This is a genomic window from Microbacterium sp., from assembly GCF_032084865.1.
Taxonomy (GTDB): Bacteria; Actinomycetota; Actinomycetes; order Actinomycetales; family Microbacteriaceae; genus Microbacterium.
Genome location: NZ_DAMDLU010000041.1, coordinates 351 through 15,347 on the forward strand (window position 1 = coordinate 351; position 14,997 = coordinate 15,347).

The following is a 14,997-nucleotide window of genomic DNA, read 5'->3' on the forward strand; positions in this document are numbered from 1 at the left end:
CGACGACCCCATCGACGGCGCCCGCGAGCTGATCCGGCGCGGCGCCCGGCTGGTGCTGCTCTCGCTCGGCGCCGAGGGGATGCTGGCGGTCACGCCCTCGGCATCCGGTGATGTCGACGTGCTGCACGCCCGGCTGGGGAAGACGCTCGCCGGCAACCCCACCGGGGCGGGGGATGCCGCGGTCGCCGCGTGCGCCGTGCTGATGGATGCCGGCATCCACGACCCCGCGCAGATCCTGCGGCGCGCGACCGCCTGGTCTGCCGCTGCCGTGCTCATGCCGCTCGCCGGCGAGATCCACCCGTCGTGGCCCGATCTCGAGTCCGCGCTGACCGTCGCGGTCCGCCCCGCCGAACCGACTCCCGCCGGCGAGACTTCCGTTCCGGCACGAGACGTGCCTCCGCACGCGCCGTCTCATGCTGCAGAAGAAGTCTCGCCGGAGATGCCCTCGGCATCCGATCCTGCACCCCACTTCAAGGAGACCCGATGACCCTCGCATCCGCACGCGAACTGATGCGCGCTGCCGCATCGGCCGGCACCGGGATCGGCGCGTTCAACGTCATCCACCTCGAGACGGCCGAGGCGCTGGTCTCAGCATCCGAGCGCGCGAACCTGCCGGTCATCCTGCAGATCTCGCAGAACTGCGCCGAGTACCACGGCGGCCTCGAGCCGATCGGCTGGGCGACCCTGGCCGTCGCGCGGCGTGCGAGCACCCCGGTCGCCGTGCACCTCGATCACGCCGAGCGGCCCGAGCTCGTCGACGAGGCCATCGAGCTGGGGTTCGGGTCGGTGATGTTCGACGGCGGCAAGCTCGACTACGAGCAGAACGTCGAGATCACGGCCGATGTGGCCTCCCGCGCCCGCGCTGCCGGCGTCTACATCGAGGCCGAGCTCGGCGAGGTCGGCGGAAAGGACGGCGCCCACGCTCCCGGTGTGCGCACCGATCCGGATGAGGCGCGGGCGTTCGTCGAGGCCACCGGGGTCGACTCGCTCGCCGTCGCGGTCGGCTCGTCGCACGCGATGCTCGACCGGTCGGCCTCGCTCGACATCGACCTCATCGGCCGCCTCAAGGCCGCCCTCAGCGGCATCGGCCGCTCGGGTGGCGACATCCCTCTCGTGCTGCACGGCTCGTCGGGCGTCTCAGACGACGTGATCGTGCAGGCGGTCCGCGCCGGGATGACGAAGATCAACGTGTCGACCCATCTGAACGGCTTCTTCACCCGTGCGATCCGCGAGACGCTCGCCGCCGACGAGAAGCTCGTCGACTCGCGCAAGTACCTCTCTCCCGCCCGTGAGGCGGTCGCCGAGGAGGCGGCGCGGATGCTGCGTCTGTTCGCCCTCGAATCCGCCTGACGGCGGAGCGACTGACAGACTGGGCACGACATGAACCGCGCCGCCAGACTCACCGCCATCCTCGATCTGCTCGCAGTCCAGGGTGAGGTCAGCGTCGACGACCTGGTCGCGCGCTTCGGCGCATCGGCCGCGACCACACGGCGCGACCTCGACAGTCTCGCCGAGCGTCGGCTGCTGACCCGCACGCACGGCGGCGCCGTGGCTCAGTCGGTCGCCTACGAGCTGCCGATCCGGTTCCGCAGCCACCACGCCACCGGTGCGAAGGAGCAGATCGCGACTGTGGCGGCATCGCTCGTCGAACCCGGGCAGGTCGTCGGACTCTCGGGTGGAACAACCACCAACGCCATCGCCACGGCACTCGCCGCGCGCGGCGACCTCGCCGACCGCGGCATCACCGTGGTCACCAACGCCGTCAACATCGCCGCCCAGCTGGCCATGCGCCCCGAGTTCAAGGTCGTCGTCACCGGCGGGGTCATCCACCCCCGCAGCTTCGAGCTGGTCGGTCCGTTCGTCGAGCAGCTGCTCGGCGGCATCCGGCTCGACATCGCCTTCATCGGCGTGAACGCTCTCTCGGCCGACGCGGGCGCGAGCACGCACGACGAGGCCGAGGCTGCGGTGAACCGCATGATGGCGCAGCGCGCCGGCCGCGCCGTGATCGTCGCCGACGCCTCGAAGATCGGTCGCGCCGCGTTCACCCACCTCGGCGGCCCCGACCTCTTCCCGCTCGTGATCACCGACCCCGCAGCGACCGACGCGCAGCGAGCCGCGCTGACGGATGCCGGGTTCGAGGTGCGCGCCGGCTGACCGGCGCACGTGCTGGAGCGCACGAGCGTCGATGCACGTGAGGTCGAACACACCCCAGCGCGACCCCGGGCTCGGCGATGTGACCGAACGCGGTAATGCCGTCTGATCAGCCCGGAGAAGAATCAGCCAAGGCGCGGCTCCGCTAATCATCCCCCTCTTCCCTCCTCGTGGCAAGGCCTGTCCTCGCGAGACCGATCGGGCCTACGGTCAGGGCACGCGAAGGTGCGGCTGCTCTGTGCGCAGCGCCGAGTTACGCGACGACGAGCGGGATGGAGGTGGCAGATGAGCATCACGACGACGCCCGAGGCACTCGTGCCGGCCGAGCAGGACTCCGACAGGAAGAGGCGATGGTTCCGCCGCGGGCCGAAGCCGGCGCGCGACCACTACAACAAGCGCGAGGCTATCGCCGGGTATCTGTTCATCACGCCGTGGATCATCGGATTCCTCGTGTTCACAGCCGGCGCGATGATCTACAGCCTGTACATCTCGTTCAGCAACTACAACCTCGCCACCAACAGCGCACGCCCGGTCGGCCTCGACAACTACGCCGAGCTCTTCGACGACCCGCGGGTGATGGTGTCCCTGGGCAACACGCTGTTCTACGTCGTGATGGCGGTGCCGCTCGAGATCGTCTTCGCGCTGGTGCTGGCCATGCTGCTCAACCGCGTCGGACGTGGTGCGGGCATCTTCCGCACGATCTACTACCTTCCCAAGATGACGCCCGCCGTCGCGACAGCCGCGGTGTTCTTCCTGCTGCTGAACGGCAACAGCGGAGTGATCAACGAGTTCCTGCGCCTGTTCGGCATCGAGGGGCCGCAATGGCTGGTGGACCCCGCCTGGGTGAAGCCGAGCATCGTGATCATGACGCTGTGGACGGTCGCGGGCACCATGGTGATCTTCCTCGCGGCGCTGAAGAACGTGCCGACCGAGCTGTACGAGGTCGCCTCGATCGACGGCGCGGGCGGCGTGCGCAAGTTCTTCTCGATCACCCTGCCGATGATCTCGGGGGCGATGTTCTTCAACGTGATCGTGCTGTCGATCGCCGCGTTCCAGATCTTCGACCAGGCGTACCTGCTGTTCTGGCGCGACCAGAGCAACTCATCGCCCGAGGCCTCGCTGTTCTATGCGATCTACCTGTTCCAGCAGGCGTTCCGGCAGTTCAATTTCGGCTTCGCCGCGGCGATGGCCTGGCTGCTGTTCGTCATCATCATGGTCATCACGGTGATCCAGGTGAAATTCGGCAACCGGTTCGTCTACTACGAGGGAGACCGCTGATGGCGACCTCGCTGCAGCACACGCCCCGGCGCCCGAATCCCGAGCGCCGCGACCCGTCGACCGTCGTCGTCACCGTGCCGAAGCGCTCGAGATGGCGCCGCGCTCTCAGCCAGCCGCGCAGCCTGGCGGCCCGGATCGTGCTGACCATCATCCTGGTCGGGTTCGCCCTGCTGTTCCTGTACCCGTTCGCGTGGCTGGTCGCGGCGAGCTTCAAGCCGCGTGGCGAGGTGTTCGACAACGCGCTGATCCCCAGGACGTTCGTGCCCGGGAACTATGTCGAGGTGTGGAACCAGCTGCCGCTGATGAGCTGGCTGTGGAACAGTGTGGCGATCGCCGTGCTGGCCGCCACCGCCGTCGCCGTGTCGAGCTCGATCGTCGCGTTCGGGTTCGCGTACTTCCGCTTCCCCGGGCGGGGACTGCTGTTCGGCCTGGTGCTCGCGACCATGATGCTGCCCGGCGCGGTGACGATGATCCCGATCTACCTGATCTGGAAGGAGACGGGCCTGCTGGGCACCTGGGTGCCGCTGTGGGGCATGAACCTGTTCGGCTCGGCGTTCTACATCTTCCTGCAACGGCAGTTCTTCCTCGGACTGCCGCGTGAGCTGTTCGAGGCGGCGCGTCTGGACGGCGCGAGCTATTGGGGACTGTTCTGGCGCATCGCGATGCCGCTGTCGGTGCCGTCCTTCGTGATCGTCTTCCTGTTCGAGTTCCAGGCGAGCTGGAACAACCTGTACTCCGCGCTGATCTATCTGAACGCCGGATCGGTCGACGAGTTCACCGCTCCGCTGGGCATCGCCTACGCCATGACGAAGTACAGCCCCACGGCCGGCGGCCATGGCGACTACCAGTACGTCATGGTCGCCTCGCTCATCGTCACCGTGCCCATGCTCATCCTGTTCGCCTTCGGTCAGCGGTACTTCATCGAGGGCGTCGCCACGCAGGGGCGCAAGGGCTGAACCCGGATGCGGGCGGTCGGCATCCGGAACACACGACGTCCACAACAGAACACCGGCGGAGCTTCGGGACCGCCGCTCGAACGAGAGGAAGAGAGATGCACAAACGCATTGTGGGGATCGCGGCCATCGTCGCGGCATCCGCTGTCGTGCTGACCGGATGCGGGGGCGGCAAGGACGCGTCCGACATGGCGGAAGACGTCGACTGGGGCGCCCAGGCGACGGGCGACCTCAAGGCCTGGGGCTTCGAGAACGCCGACGATGTCGGCCAGTCGCGCCTCGACTACGCCGAGAAGCAGCTGAAGGACGTGAAGGTCGACCTCGACGCCACCGCGTTCGACGCGCAGAAGTTCACCACGCGGCTGGCGGGCGGCAACGTGCCCGACGTCGTGCAGATGGACCGTCGCTACGTCACCACCTACGCCGCTCAGGGGCTGATCCTGCCGCTCGACGAATGCCTGAAGGAACAGGATGTATCGCCGCGCGAGCACTGGTACCCCTTCGTCATCGACGACGTCACCTACGATGACGAGATCTGGGCGGTGCCGCAGTTCTACCAGCCGCCGGCGATACTCGTGAACAAGAAGGTGCTCGACGAGGCGGGTGTCACGGCCGATGAGATCGACACCTCCGACGCCGATGTGCTGCTCGACGCGATCGGCAAGATCTACCAGGAGGACAACGGCGTGCCCACCCGTCTCGGCTTCGACCCACAGGCGACCGGGCAGAGCGGACTGTGGATCCTCGGCATGGGCGGACAGCTCAACGACGACGACGGCAAGCCCACCCTCGACGACCCGAAGAACGTCGCAGGTATCGAGATGCTCAAGAAGATCACGGATGCTCAGGGCGGCTTCGCCGCCGTGAAGAGCTTCACCGATTCGTTCGACACCTTCGGCGACAACAACCAGTTCGTCGCCGGCCAGGTCGGCGCGCAGGTGAACGCGCAGTGGTATCCGAACGTGCTCTCGCCCTACATGGACGAGCTGCAGCTCGAGGCCGTGCCCTTCCGCGGAGCGGACGGTGAGCCCTTCTCGGTGGCATCCGGAACCGCGTTCGTCGTGCCGGTCGGTGCGAAGAATCCGGCGGCGGCGTGCGCATGGATGGTCGATCTCACCTCTGACGATGCGTGGGCGGCTGCGGGGAAGGCTCGAGGCGAGACCCGCGAGAAGGACGGCGGTGTGAACACCGGGCTGTTCACCGGCTCGCCGGCCGCCGACAAGGCGATCCGTGACGAGTGGGTGACCGCGAGCGGCAACGCCGGGTTCGATCAGGTGATCTCGACGTACTACGACGTGGTCGACTACGGGCAGTCGTTCGGATCGTCACCCGCCGGGCAGGAGATCCAGAACGAGCTGAACAACGCGATCACCGCGGCGCTGATCGGTGACAAGTCGCCCGAAGAGGCCCTGAAGGATGCTCAGAAGGCGGCGATGCGGGCGTACGAGAACATCGAGCAGGACTGAGTCGTGCGGTCGGGTCGTGCGGGTCGTGCCGTCAGGTCACAGACCCCGCGATCCGGCCGCCTGGGCGAAGATCAGGCTGGTGCTGGTGGACGCCACTTCGGGCTTCAGGCTGATGGTGTCGGAGACGAGTTCGCGCAGCGCACCGGCGTCGGGAACCGCGACGTGCACGAGGAAGTCGCGGTCGCCCGCGAGGAAGTACACCCGCTGCGTCGCGGGCAGCTCTTCGAGATAGGTCTGGAAACGGCGCAGGTCGCCACGGGCGTGGGCGTGCAGGCGGATGGTGATCAGCGCCTCGAGATGCAGCCCCAGCGCAGCGGGTGAGACCTCGGCGTGGAAGCCGACGATCACCCCGTTCGCCTGCAGAGCGCGCACGCGTTTGAGGCACGTCGACTCGGCGATTCCCGCGATCGCGGCCAGGTCGGTGTTCGAGATGCGGCCGTTGCGGCTCAGCTCCGACAGCAGGGTGCGGTCGATGGCATCCAGGCCGGAGTGGACGGATGCCGAAGATTCGGGACTCATGCGACCACTTCCTCGCCGTTGAATGAAGATTTCCACCATTCGCGGACGATTCTACGCAGGATCTTCGGTTGCAGATCCGTGCAACGTCGGGATCTGCATAATCGCAGGTGGTGGGCGTCTGCTCTCGCGCCCGCGATCGGCTGTCTCAGGAGGACGGAATGACGCGCACGATCATCGTCGGTGCAGGAATGGTCGGTCTCGCCACGGCGTGGCATCTGCAGGAGCGCGGTGTCGACGTCACGGTCATCGACCGGGTGGGCGTGGCCGCCGGATCGTCGTGGGGCAACGCGGGCTGGCTGACTCCGGGCAAGACCATCCCGCTCGCCGACACCGGGCTGTGGACGTACGGGCCGAAGGCCCTGCTCGACCCTGATGCGGCTCTGCACGTGCCGTTCCGGGTCGACCCCGGGCTGTGGATGTTCCTCGGGCAGTTCGCCGCGCACGGCACCAACCGCGCATGGGACCGGACGATGGCCGATCTCACGCCGATCGACCGGATCGCGCTGGAGTGCTTCGACGAGCTTCTCGACGGCGGCGTCGAATCGTGGACCCGCGAGGGCCCGTTCGTGATCGGCTTCAGGCAGGAGGCGGACTCGAAAGGCTTCCTGCACGAGATCGAGGGCGTCGTGCGACACGGGCAGGACGTGCCGTTCGAGCGTCTCGAGAACCCGCGCGAGCTGGCGCCGGTGCTGTCGGACGCCGTGACGCATGCGTACCGACTCGACGGGCAGCGCTTCTTCGAGCCGGCGCCGTTCGTCGAGGCGCTCGGTGCCGCGGTCGTCGAGCGGGGTGCCGAGCTGATCACCGGGTACGAGGTCACCGACGTCTCGTCGACCCGCCGCCCCGTGGTCACCATGTCGAACGGGCAGCGACTCGAGGCCGATTCTGTCGTGATCGCGACCGGCGCCTGGATGCCCGCGCTGGCCCGCAAGCTCGGAGTGCGCACCCGTGTGCAGGCCGGCCGCGGATACTCGTTCACGGTCGCCACGTCGGTGCCACAGGAGCACCCGGTGTACTTCCCGTTCCAGCGCATCGCTTGCACCCCCTACCAGGGGCGATTCCGCATCGCCGGCACCATGGAGTTCCGTCGCCCCGACGAGCCCTTCCAGCCCCGCCGGGTGCAGGCGATCATCGCGCAGGCGCGGGAGATGTTCCAGGGGATCGACTTCGACGACCGTCAGGACGAGTGGGTCGGCTCGCGCCCGGTCACGCCCGACGGACTGCCGCTGGTGGGCGCGACGCAGGCCCCGAACGTGTACGTCGCCGGTGGGCACGGCATGTGGGGCATCGTGCTCGGCCCGGCCACCGGCAAGCTGCTCGCCGAGCAGATCACCACGGGCCGCATCGCCCCCGAGATCCGCCCCTTCGACCCCCTGCGCTGACCCGAGGCCCGCGCTCCCGGCATCCGGGGTCGGTTTCGTACGCTCATGCGTCCGAAACCGTACGCAATCGACCCCGCACCGGCGGAATCCAGCCCCGCGCGTCTGCATCCGCGGTCGGGGATGCATTCGTCCGGTCAGGCCCGCGAGACGGGCTGCTGCAGCTCGGTGACCCAGCGGGATTCGTCGTCGAGGGGCCACGACCGCACATACAGTTCGCGGCACGGACCCGAGGGCACGAAACCGCGGGCGAGCATCTCGGCGTGCAGCGCGTGCCAGGTCTCGCGGATGCCCGACATCGCGCCGAGGTGGATGCCGCACACCGCGCGCTCCTCAGCGGCGAGCTCGACGATCTCGAGACCCTCGACGGGATCGCCGTCGTACGCGTAGCCGATGGTCAGCTGCATCCCGTCGTCGGTCGGACGGTACTGCGCGATCGGCGTCTCGAGCATCCCCTCCGTCTCGGGCAGGCCGTCTTCGACCTCGCCGAACATGGGGCCGACGTGCCGGCTGACTTGGTCGGCGGGCACCACCGCTGTGCGGGCGATCAGGCGGACGGCGGGCAGAGGCTTCTCGATGAACTCGGCGGATGACATGCGATTCTCGCTTTCGATCAGGTGGAGGCGCCGTTCGACGTCGACGAGTCGCTCGGTCGCGATGCGATGCTCGCGTTCCACCGCATCCCGGTGTCCGCGCAGCATCTGCATGAGTCGATCCCCGTCGATGCCCTCATCGAGCATGACGCCGATCTGCTCGAGACCGAACCCCAGCTGGCGCAGCGCGACGATCCGGTGCAGTCGGTGCAACTGCGAGGGATCGTACGAGCGGTAACCGCTGTACTCGTCCACGTGCGCTGGTACGAGCAGGCCGGCGGTGTCCCAGTGCCGCAGCATGCGGTGGGTCACCTGGCCGATCTGCGCGAACGCTCCGATGGACAACATGACTCCACTCGACCGCCTCTCACCGTGTCAGGGTCAAGTCTGGCCGATGGATGCCGGGATCGGCGGGCCGCCCCTCGCGTGACGGAGATTGTACAAGAGCGTACAATCAAGACATGGTCAACATCAGTGCGAGCGTCGCTCGGCAGACTCTGCCGGCGCAGCTCGATCGCGTGGAGGCGGGCGAAGAAGTATCGATCTCGCGTCACGGCAAGGTGGTCGCGGTGCTGGTGAGCCCGGAGCGGCTGCGGAGCCGCCGCGCTCAGGGGGCGTGGCAGCAGACAGATGCGCTGCGCGAGCGCTTGGCGCGAGCGCGCTCAGAGCCGCCTGAAGCCCGCATCGATGCCGCGCGCGCGGACGAGCTGGCGCAGGCGATCGATGAGGGCCGCGCCGCGCGATGACCGCCGTGACGGCGTTCGATGCCGATGTTCTGATCTATGCGGCAGCGATCGGGCATCCACTCGGGGCGCCGGTGCTCGATCTGGTGCGAGACGGTGGCGGCGTGGGATCGGTGCTGCTGCTGCCCGAGGTTCTCGCGAAGCCGATGCGCACCGACCCGCAGTCTGCCGAGGTCGAAGCCCTTGCGCGGATTCTCGCCGCACTCGAGCTGGTGCCGTTCGACGAGGAGACGGCGCAGCTGGCTGCGGTGCTCGGCGCCAAGTACGGGTTGCGGGCTGCGGATGCAGCCCACCTCGCCACCGCTGTGGCGGCGGGAGCCGACCGCTTCATCACCAACAACCGCAAGGACTTCTCGCGCGAGATCGACGAGATCGACATCGTCTATCCCGACATGCTGCGGTAAGAGGGCGCCGCCCGGCATCCGGGGTCAGTTTCGTACGCTCATGCGGCCGAAACCGTACGCGATCGACCCCGCACCGGCGAAATCCAGCCCCGGCGCGGCGTCAGCTCATCGAGAAGTCGTAGCGCTCCGGCACGGCGCGGTCGGGAAAGGCCTGGCGCCACAGGTCCGACATGCTCAGCTCCCCCTCGCGGATATCGGGCACGTCGAACTCGTCTTCGAGCATCCGCCGGGCCTCATCGCCGGCTCCGGATGCCAGTGCCGCGCGCACCGCGAGTACGCGGAACCGGCCCCGCGAGCGGAGCTCGGCGGGTAGCGAGTCGACGAACCCGGATGCCGCCTCCGCCCGCCCCGCGGCCAGCAGGGCCTCTCCGAGTTCGAGCGCGAGCGGCGTGAGTCCGGGGGCCAGAGCGAGCGCATCGGCGAGGTCGGCGATGCCGGCATCCCTCTCGCCCGACGCCGTCCTCAGCAGGCCGCGCCCACGCAGCGCCCAGGCCGTGGGGGTGAGCCGCAGCGATGCCTCGTAGTGGGCCGCGGCCTCCGTGTGGTCTCCGCTCGCATGCGCGGCGACCGCTCGGTGGTAGTGCGTCAGCCACGTCGGCGGCGCCTCGGCGAGCAGTCGGTCCCAGAGCGGGCCGGCGACATAGCTCGGCGGGGCGGAGGCATCCGCGTCCCCGGCCTCGGCCAAGCCCAGCAGGCCGCGCCAGTACTCGGCATCCTCCCCCGCGGTCGCCTCGAACCGCACTCCCGGCAGGGTGTCGAACGGTGCGCCGTATCGCGCGGCCAGCGCGGCCTCCAGTGCACCCCAGGGCGAGCCGACGTTGAGGGTGCGCTCCGGGGCGAGATCGGCCACGGCGTCCAGGCGCGAGACGTCCGTGGCATCCGTCGCGCGGCCGACCTGTGCGCCGACGACGGCGCAGGCCGCCGCCCATTCCGCGTCGGCGAGGTCGACCTGCAGCGGCAGGAACGCCTCGGTCCACTCCCAGGTGGCCCCGCCCGGCATCCGCAGGTTCTCGTACTGCGTGGTCGTGAGGCCGCCTTGGATCTCGAAGTACGAGCCTCCCAGCCACTCCTGCCAGTGCCGTCCGCCGGTGGTGTCGCCCCAGACGAACAGCTTGCGTCCCGAGAGCCGCGCGCTCGAGACGTGCGCGAGTCCGGTGCCGTCGGGTTCGAGCGCCGCGATCCACGGCATCTCCTTCGCGGAGAGGTCGTAGAACCAGTCGGCCGCCTGCGCGGCGTGGGCCGGACGGCTCACGTCCGGTGCGGCGACGTCGACGTGCGCCAGCGTGCCGTCGTACTGCGTCTGATAGGCGTGCGTCGCGGGGGCGAACACCCGCGAGCCCTCGGTTTGGGCGACGGCGATGTTCGTCCACCAGTACATGCCGGTCTCGTCGGCGTGCGGATTGCGCACCCGCACGCGCACGTGCAGCGCGGCCGCGGCCGAGTCGAGCGTGGCGTCGATCTGCACGATCACCCCGCGCACCCGCTCGTACTCCCACATCCGCAGCACCGGTTCGCCGTCGGGCGCAGTCAGCGCGGCGGCGTACAGCGGCGCGCAGGTCAGCGGCCAGTGGCCGCGCATACCGATGTTCCACTCCACACCGCCCGAGAACCACGCGTTTCGCAGCCCGAGGTTCGCCGGCTGGAAGACGTCGTTGCGGTAGACCACGTCGCGCCCGGTCGCCTTGTCGAGCAGGCGCACCAGGCGGCCGCCCAGGTCGACGGCGAACTCCGCCCGCAGCAGGTCGTTCTCGAGCACCGCGACGCGCATGGGCTCGTCGGTGCGCTCGCGCGCGTACTGATCCTGCAGCAGATAGGGATGGATGCTGCCGACCTGGCCGTACCGGATGTTCTCGGCCAGGTCGTCGGGCAGCCCGTCGGTCGACGCCTCGTACGGCGCCTGCGGCATCGCGGCGACCGCGGGCAGCGGATTCGGTGCGCCCACCGGCGCCGACGGGAGGGTGACGGTGTCGAGAGTGAGCGTGGCAGTCATGATGATGCTCACGCTAGGGCATCCGGCACGGGACTGCCGCGCCGACCGATGTCGTGCGCGGCGCGGGTCACCCCCGCAGGTCGCGCCGTGAAAGGGCGAGGGCGGATGCCACGGCCAGCACGAGCGCGACGCCCCAGACGAGCAGCAGGCCGCCGACGTCGACGCCGTCCATCAGCGGCGGCTGGTGGTACACCCACGCATAGGGCGAGAGCGCGTTGAGCCACTCCAGATCCTTCGACTGCTTCGCCACGGCCTGGAACACGTACCCGAGCACGGCGACGCCCGCGGCGACTCCCGTGGCCCAGGCCCTGCGGCCGGTGAGCGCCCCGGCGAACAGGCCGGCCATCGCGCTGAGAAAGGCCAGTCCGGTCAGGGCGAGAGCCGCTCCGACGATGTGCGGAGGATGGATGCCCAGCTCCGCCGGATCGTTCAGCGCGAAGACGATCGCACCCGAGAACGCGCCCAGCCACAGCAGCCGCACGAGCACGGCGAGCGCCGACTCGGCGGCGTACTGCGCTCGCCCGATGCCGTGCGCGAGGTCGAGCTCGAGCCGGCCCGACTCCTCGGCGCCGGCGATCGCCGCCGAGCCCCAGAGAACCGCCGCGATCGTCAGCAGCAGAAAGCCCATCAGGCCGTAGAACGTGCTCTGCGCGTACCCGGCGCCCGTGGCGATCTGGTCGTAGCCGATCGTCTGGATCAGCTGCTTCGGCAGCGCCTTGATGACGTCTTCGAGCTGTCCGTTCGCCCCGAAGCTCGGAAACAGCGGCAGGTAGAGGAACAGCACGGCGGCGATGCCGAGGGTCCAGCCGATCACCCCGCGCCTCGACTCCCGGATGGTGCGCCGGAACACCGGCAGCACGGCGCTCATCGTGCACCTCCCTCGTTGCGGGTGGCCGACCCGTAGAGGCGCAGCACGCTCTCTTCGAGGTCGGGCTCCTCGACGGTCAGGTCGTTCACGGTCGTCTGCGCGAGCGCCTTCACGAACGGGTCGATCGCGCCCTCCACCGTCGCGGTGAGGTGCAGCATGTCGCCTTGCGCAGTGACATCCAGTCCCTGCACGCCCGCGATGCCCGCGAAGCGACGGCGCAGGGCATCCGGATCCTGCCCGCCGACCGCGACCCGCACCCGCCTCACCGATCCCAGGCGCAGCGACGCGACGTCGCCCTGCGCGACGATCCGGCCCGCGGCGAGCACCGCGACCTCGTCGGCGGTCTGCTGGATCTCGCTGAGCACGTGCGAGCTGAGCAGCACGGTCTGCCCGGCATCGCGCGCCTCGCGCACCATCGTGAGGAACTCCCGCTGCATGAGCGGGTCGAGCCCGCTGGTCGGCTCATCGAGGATCAGCAGTTCGGGCCGGTGCATGAACGCCTGGACCAACCCGATCTTCTGCTTGTTGCCCTTCGACAGGCTGCGCACCGGGCGCGTCAGGTCGACGCCGAGACGCTCGGCGAGCTCGGAGGTGTATCCGCGATCGCCCGGGCCGGACACCTCGGAGTAGAACGACAGCATCCGGTGACCCGTCACCCGCCCCTCGAGACGCAGCTCGCCCGGCACGTAGCCGATGCGGCGCCGCAGGCGCGCGCCGCCGTGGCGCGGATCCTCGCCGAGCACGCGGACGTCACCCGAGGTGGGACGGATGATGTCGACGAGGGTGCGCAGGGTTGTGGTCTTGCCGGCGCCGTTCGGCCCGATCAGGCCGTAGATCGTGCCCGGCCGCACGTGCAGGTCGAGGCCGTGCAGGGCGGTGTTGCGGCCGAAGCGCTTGTGCAGTCCGGCGATGTCGATGACGGAACTCATGATGCTCCTCCTTCGGTGGGATCCCCGGGTGTGGCCGCCGGGGCGGACGCGGCGTTGGCCGCGGGAGTGCTGTCGGATGCCAGTGCCTGACGCGCCCCGTCGAGGAAGGCCGTGCTCGAGTAGATGCCGTGCGTGAGCAGTTCCAGGGTGGGGAGGGTGCTGCGCATCATCCCGGCCGGGCTCAGCTGGTCCTGACCGAGCACGCGGCCGATCTGCGCGCGCATCACCACGGGCGCGAGGCCGATCATCGCCACGAGCAGCGTGGTCATCTCGGGGTCGCTCATCTCGACGAGCAGTCCCGCGTCGCGCTGCTCGTCGAGCACGTCGCGGGTGACGCGGATGATCTCATCGAAGAGGCGGTCGGCGGCCGGCGAGCTGTCGCCGAGCATGCGGCCGAGGTAGTCGATGTACGGCCCGTAGCGCTCGACGTCGTGCAGCGCGGCGCGGATGCGGTCGGCCGTCGGCGCCTCGATCAGCTCGTGCCTGTCGTCGATGAACGCGGCCACGACGTAGTCGTCGCATGCGGCGCGCAGCGCGTTCTTGTCACCGAAGTGGTGCACGATCAGAGCCGCGCTGACTCCCGCATCTTTCGCGATAGCGCGCATGCTCGCCGCGTCGAACCCGTCGCGGGCGAAGGCGCGGATCGCGGCCTCGCGAATCCGGGCTCGGGCGGTGAGATCCTCAGAGACTGAACGCATGTTCAGTACTCTAAACACGCGTTCGGTCGATGTCAATGCCGCTCGCCGCGGCGGCGATAGTGTGAGCGAGTGACGGGCTTCGACTTCCAGCGACTGCGGCGCTTTCCCGACGTCGAGGCGCCCAACCTGCAGGCGTGGGACGCCACTGACGAGCTGCTCGTGCGGCGCGCTGTCGAGTCCGGGATCGACGGCGACGAGGTCGCGATCATCGGCGACGAGTACGGCGCGATCGCTCTCGCCCTGACGGATGCCGGGATGCGCGGCATCCGGGTGCATCAGGACCTCATCACCGGCCGGCGCGCGCTTGCCGCCAACGCGCGGGCGCTCGACCTGTCGCTGCCGGCGGCGCACGAGCTCGACAGTTCGCTGCTCAGTGGGGTGCGTCTCGTGCTGCTGCAGCTGCCGAAGGGGCTCGCCGAGCTCGAGGAGGTCGCCGACGCCGTCGCCCGGTGGGCGGCGCCCGACGTCACGCTCATCGCGGGCGGGCGGGTGAAGCACATGGCGCTCACTCAGAACGACGTGCTTGCGCGGCACTTCGCGGATGTGCAGGCGCAGCGCGCGGAGCGCAAGTCGCGGCTGATCGTGGCATCCGGTGCCCTTCCCGTTTCCGACCAGCCGCCGTTCCCGGTCAGTCGCCGGCACGACGGCTTCACCCTGTGCGCGTACGGCGGCGCCTTCGCCGGCGCTCGCCTCGACATCGGCACGCGGGTGCTGATCGACGTGATGCCGACGCTCGCGCCGCCGGACCCGGCCGCCCGGGTCGTCGACCTCGGGTGCGGGACGGGCGCGCTCGCCGTCGCGTTCGCGCAGCAGCATCCGGATGCCGTGATCACCGCCACCGACCGATCGGCCGCTGCAGCGCGCTCGGCCCAGGCATCCGTCGTCGCGAACGGCCTCGCCGCACGCGTCACCGTGACCCTTGACGACGCCGGCTCGGAGCTGCCCGACGGTTCGGCCGACCTGATCCTGCTGAACCCGCCGTTCCATCTCGGCACGAGCGTGCATGAGGGTGCCGGTCATCGCCTG

The 14,997-nt window shown here is 69.4% G+C and carries 16 protein-coding genes; 10 read left to right on the forward strand and 6 right to left on the reverse strand.

Features of this window, described 5'->3' with window-relative positions; translation table 11 throughout:
* From RT309_RS06110 to RT309_RS06135, 6 genes are all read left to right on the forward strand, one after another.
* The coding region (locus tag RT309_RS06110; protein ID WP_313355988.1) for a PfkB family carbohydrate kinase at positions 1 to 487 on the forward strand (487 nt) is incomplete at its 5' end.
* A complete protein-coding gene (locus tag RT309_RS06115) occupies positions 484 to 1,350 on the forward strand; it encodes a class II fructose-bisphosphate aldolase (RefSeq protein ID WP_313355989.1) in 867 nt (288 codons plus the stop codon). The genes RT309_RS06110 and RT309_RS06115, both read left to right, overlap by 4 nt.
* 30 nt (positions 1,351 to 1,380) lie before the next feature.
* Positions 1,381 to 2,154, forward strand: coding sequence for a DeoR/GlpR family DNA-binding transcription regulator (locus tag RT309_RS06120; protein WP_313355990.1), 774 nt, complete (start codon positions 1,381 to 1,383; stop codon positions 2,152 to 2,154).
* Between the two features lie 282 nt (positions 2,155 to 2,436).
* Positions 2,437 to 3,429 carry a sugar ABC transporter permease gene (locus RT309_RS06125; RefSeq protein ID WP_313355991.1) on the forward strand — a complete coding sequence of 331 codons (993 nt, stop codon included), beginning with the start codon at positions 2,437 to 2,439 and terminating at the stop codon, positions 3,427 to 3,429.
* Positions 3,429 to 4,385: a carbohydrate ABC transporter permease gene (locus tag RT309_RS06130; protein WP_313355992.1), complete on the forward strand. Its 957-nt coding sequence runs from the start codon at positions 3,429 to 3,431 to the stop codon at positions 4,383 to 4,385. Before RT309_RS06125 ends, RT309_RS06130 begins: the two co-directional genes overlap by 1 nt.
* Positions 4,386 to 4,480: 95 nt before the next feature.
* Positions 4,481 to 5,848, forward strand: a complete 1,368-nt coding sequence (locus RT309_RS06135) for an extracellular solute-binding protein (protein ID WP_313355993.1) — start codon at positions 4,481 to 4,483, stop codon at positions 5,846 to 5,848.
* 36 nt (positions 5,849 to 5,884) lie between these two features.
* Here the strand turns inward: RT309_RS06135 and RT309_RS06140 are convergent, their stop codons facing one another.
* Positions 5,885 to 6,367, reverse strand: coding sequence for an Lrp/AsnC family transcriptional regulator (locus tag RT309_RS06140; RefSeq protein ID WP_313355994.1), 483 nt, complete (start codon positions 6,365 to 6,367; stop codon positions 5,885 to 5,887).
* A 158-nt stretch (positions 6,368 to 6,525) separates the two neighbouring features.
* Between RT309_RS06140 and RT309_RS06145 the strand changes: the two genes are divergently transcribed.
* Positions 6,526 to 7,749: an FAD-binding oxidoreductase gene (locus tag RT309_RS06145; RefSeq protein WP_313355995.1), complete on the forward strand. Its 1,224-nt coding sequence runs from the start codon at positions 6,526 to 6,528 to the stop codon at positions 7,747 to 7,749.
* Between the two features lie 134 nt (positions 7,750 to 7,883).
* Here RT309_RS06145 and RT309_RS06150 read toward each other — a convergent pair whose 3' ends face one another.
* The gene (locus tag RT309_RS06150; protein ID WP_313355996.1) at positions 7,884 to 8,687 is read right to left on the reverse strand and encodes a MerR family transcriptional regulator; all 804 of its coding nucleotides are present in this window, start codon (positions 8,685 to 8,687) and stop codon (positions 7,884 to 7,886) included.
* Positions 8,688 to 8,800: 113 nt separating this feature from the next.
* Between RT309_RS06150 and RT309_RS06155 the strand changes: the two genes are divergently transcribed.
* Both RT309_RS06155 and RT309_RS06160 read left to right on the forward strand, forming a co-directional pair.
* Positions 8,801 to 9,085, forward strand: a complete 285-nt coding sequence (locus RT309_RS06155; protein ID WP_313355997.1) for a type II toxin-antitoxin system prevent-host-death family antitoxin — start codon at positions 8,801 to 8,803, stop codon at positions 9,083 to 9,085.
* Positions 9,082 to 9,486, forward strand: coding sequence for a PIN domain-containing protein (locus RT309_RS06160; RefSeq protein WP_313355998.1), 405 nt, complete (start codon positions 9,082 to 9,084; stop codon positions 9,484 to 9,486). Before RT309_RS06155 ends, RT309_RS06160 begins: the two co-directional genes overlap by 4 nt.
* Positions 9,487 to 9,586: 100 nt before the next feature.
* Here RT309_RS06160 and RT309_RS06165 read toward each other — a convergent pair whose 3' ends face one another.
* The 4 genes from RT309_RS06165 to RT309_RS06180 all read right to left on the reverse strand — a co-directional run bounded on the left by RT309_RS06165 (position 9,587) and on the right by RT309_RS06180 (position 13,971).
* Entirely contained in the window at positions 9,587 to 11,476 is a 1,890-nt protein-coding gene (locus RT309_RS06165; protein ID WP_313355999.1) for a DUF5107 domain-containing protein, read from the reverse strand.
* Between the two features lie 67 nt (positions 11,477 to 11,543).
* On the reverse strand, positions 11,544 to 12,344 hold the full coding sequence (locus RT309_RS06170) for an ABC transporter permease subunit (protein ID WP_313356000.1): 801 nt from the start codon (positions 12,342 to 12,344) through the stop codon (positions 11,544 to 11,546).
* Positions 12,341 to 13,273 (reverse strand): ABC transporter ATP-binding protein, encoded by a 933-nt coding sequence (locus RT309_RS06175; protein WP_313356001.1) that lies wholly within the window; start codon positions 13,271 to 13,273, stop codon positions 12,341 to 12,343. Before RT309_RS06175 ends, RT309_RS06170 begins: the two co-directional genes overlap by 4 nt.
* Complete coding sequence (locus RT309_RS06180) at positions 13,270 to 13,971, reverse strand: TetR family transcriptional regulator (RefSeq protein WP_313356002.1); 702 nt, start codon at positions 13,969 to 13,971, stop codon at positions 13,270 to 13,272. Before RT309_RS06180 ends, RT309_RS06175 begins: the two co-directional genes overlap by 4 nt.
* Positions 13,972 to 14,040: 69 nt before the next feature.
* On the opposite strand from RT309_RS06180, the gene RT309_RS06185 reads away from it, so the two are divergent.
* Positions 14,041 to 14,997 (forward strand): methyltransferase (locus tag RT309_RS06185; protein WP_313356003.1); only part of this gene is annotated, 957 nt, incomplete at its 3' end.

What these genes read in the sequence shown, in the direction of transcription:
- RT309_RS06165 (WP_313355999.1), bottom strand. Translation starts at nt 11,476, where the DNA reads ATGACTGCCACGCTCACTCTCGACACCGTCACCCTCCCGTCGGCGCCG.
- RT309_RS06180 (WP_313356002.1), bottom strand. Translation starts at nt 13,971, where the DNA reads ATGCGTTCAGTCTCTGAGGATCTCACCGCCCGAGCCCGGATTCGCGAG.
- RT309_RS06150 (WP_313355996.1), bottom strand. Translation starts at nt 8,687, where the DNA reads ATGTTGTCCATCGGAGCGTTCGCGCAGATCGGCCAGGTGACCCACCGC.
- RT309_RS06140 (WP_313355994.1), bottom strand. Translation starts at nt 6,367, where the DNA reads ATGAGTCCCGAATCTTCGGCATCCGTCCACTCCGGCCTGGATGCCATC.
- RT309_RS06175 (WP_313356001.1), bottom strand. Translation starts at nt 13,273, where the DNA reads ATGAGTTCCGTCATCGACATCGCCGGACTGCACAAGCGCTTCGGCCGC.
- RT309_RS06115 (WP_313355989.1), top strand. Translation starts at nt 484, where the DNA reads ATGACCCTCGCATCCGCACGCGAACTGATGCGCGCTGCCGCATCGGCC.
- RT309_RS06135 (WP_313355993.1), top strand. Translation starts at nt 4,481, where the DNA reads ATGCACAAACGCATTGTGGGGATCGCGGCCATCGTCGCGGCATCCGCT.
- RT309_RS06125 (WP_313355991.1), top strand. Translation starts at nt 2,437, where the DNA reads ATGAGCATCACGACGACGCCCGAGGCACTCGTGCCGGCCGAGCAGGAC.
- RT309_RS06170 (WP_313356000.1), bottom strand. Translation starts at nt 12,344, where the DNA reads ATGAGCGCCGTGCTGCCGGTGTTCCGGCGCACCATCCGGGAGTCGAGG.
- RT309_RS06120 (WP_313355990.1), top strand. Translation starts at nt 1,381, where the DNA reads ATGAACCGCGCCGCCAGACTCACCGCCATCCTCGATCTGCTCGCAGTC.
- RT309_RS06145 (WP_313355995.1), top strand. Translation starts at nt 6,526, where the DNA reads ATGACGCGCACGATCATCGTCGGTGCAGGAATGGTCGGTCTCGCCACG.
- RT309_RS06160 (WP_313355998.1), top strand. Translation starts at nt 9,082, where the DNA reads ATGACCGCCGTGACGGCGTTCGATGCCGATGTTCTGATCTATGCGGCA.
- RT309_RS06155 (WP_313355997.1), top strand. Translation starts at nt 8,801, where the DNA reads ATGGTCAACATCAGTGCGAGCGTCGCTCGGCAGACTCTGCCGGCGCAG.
- RT309_RS06130 (WP_313355992.1), top strand. Translation starts at nt 3,429, where the DNA reads ATGGCGACCTCGCTGCAGCACACGCCCCGGCGCCCGAATCCCGAGCGC.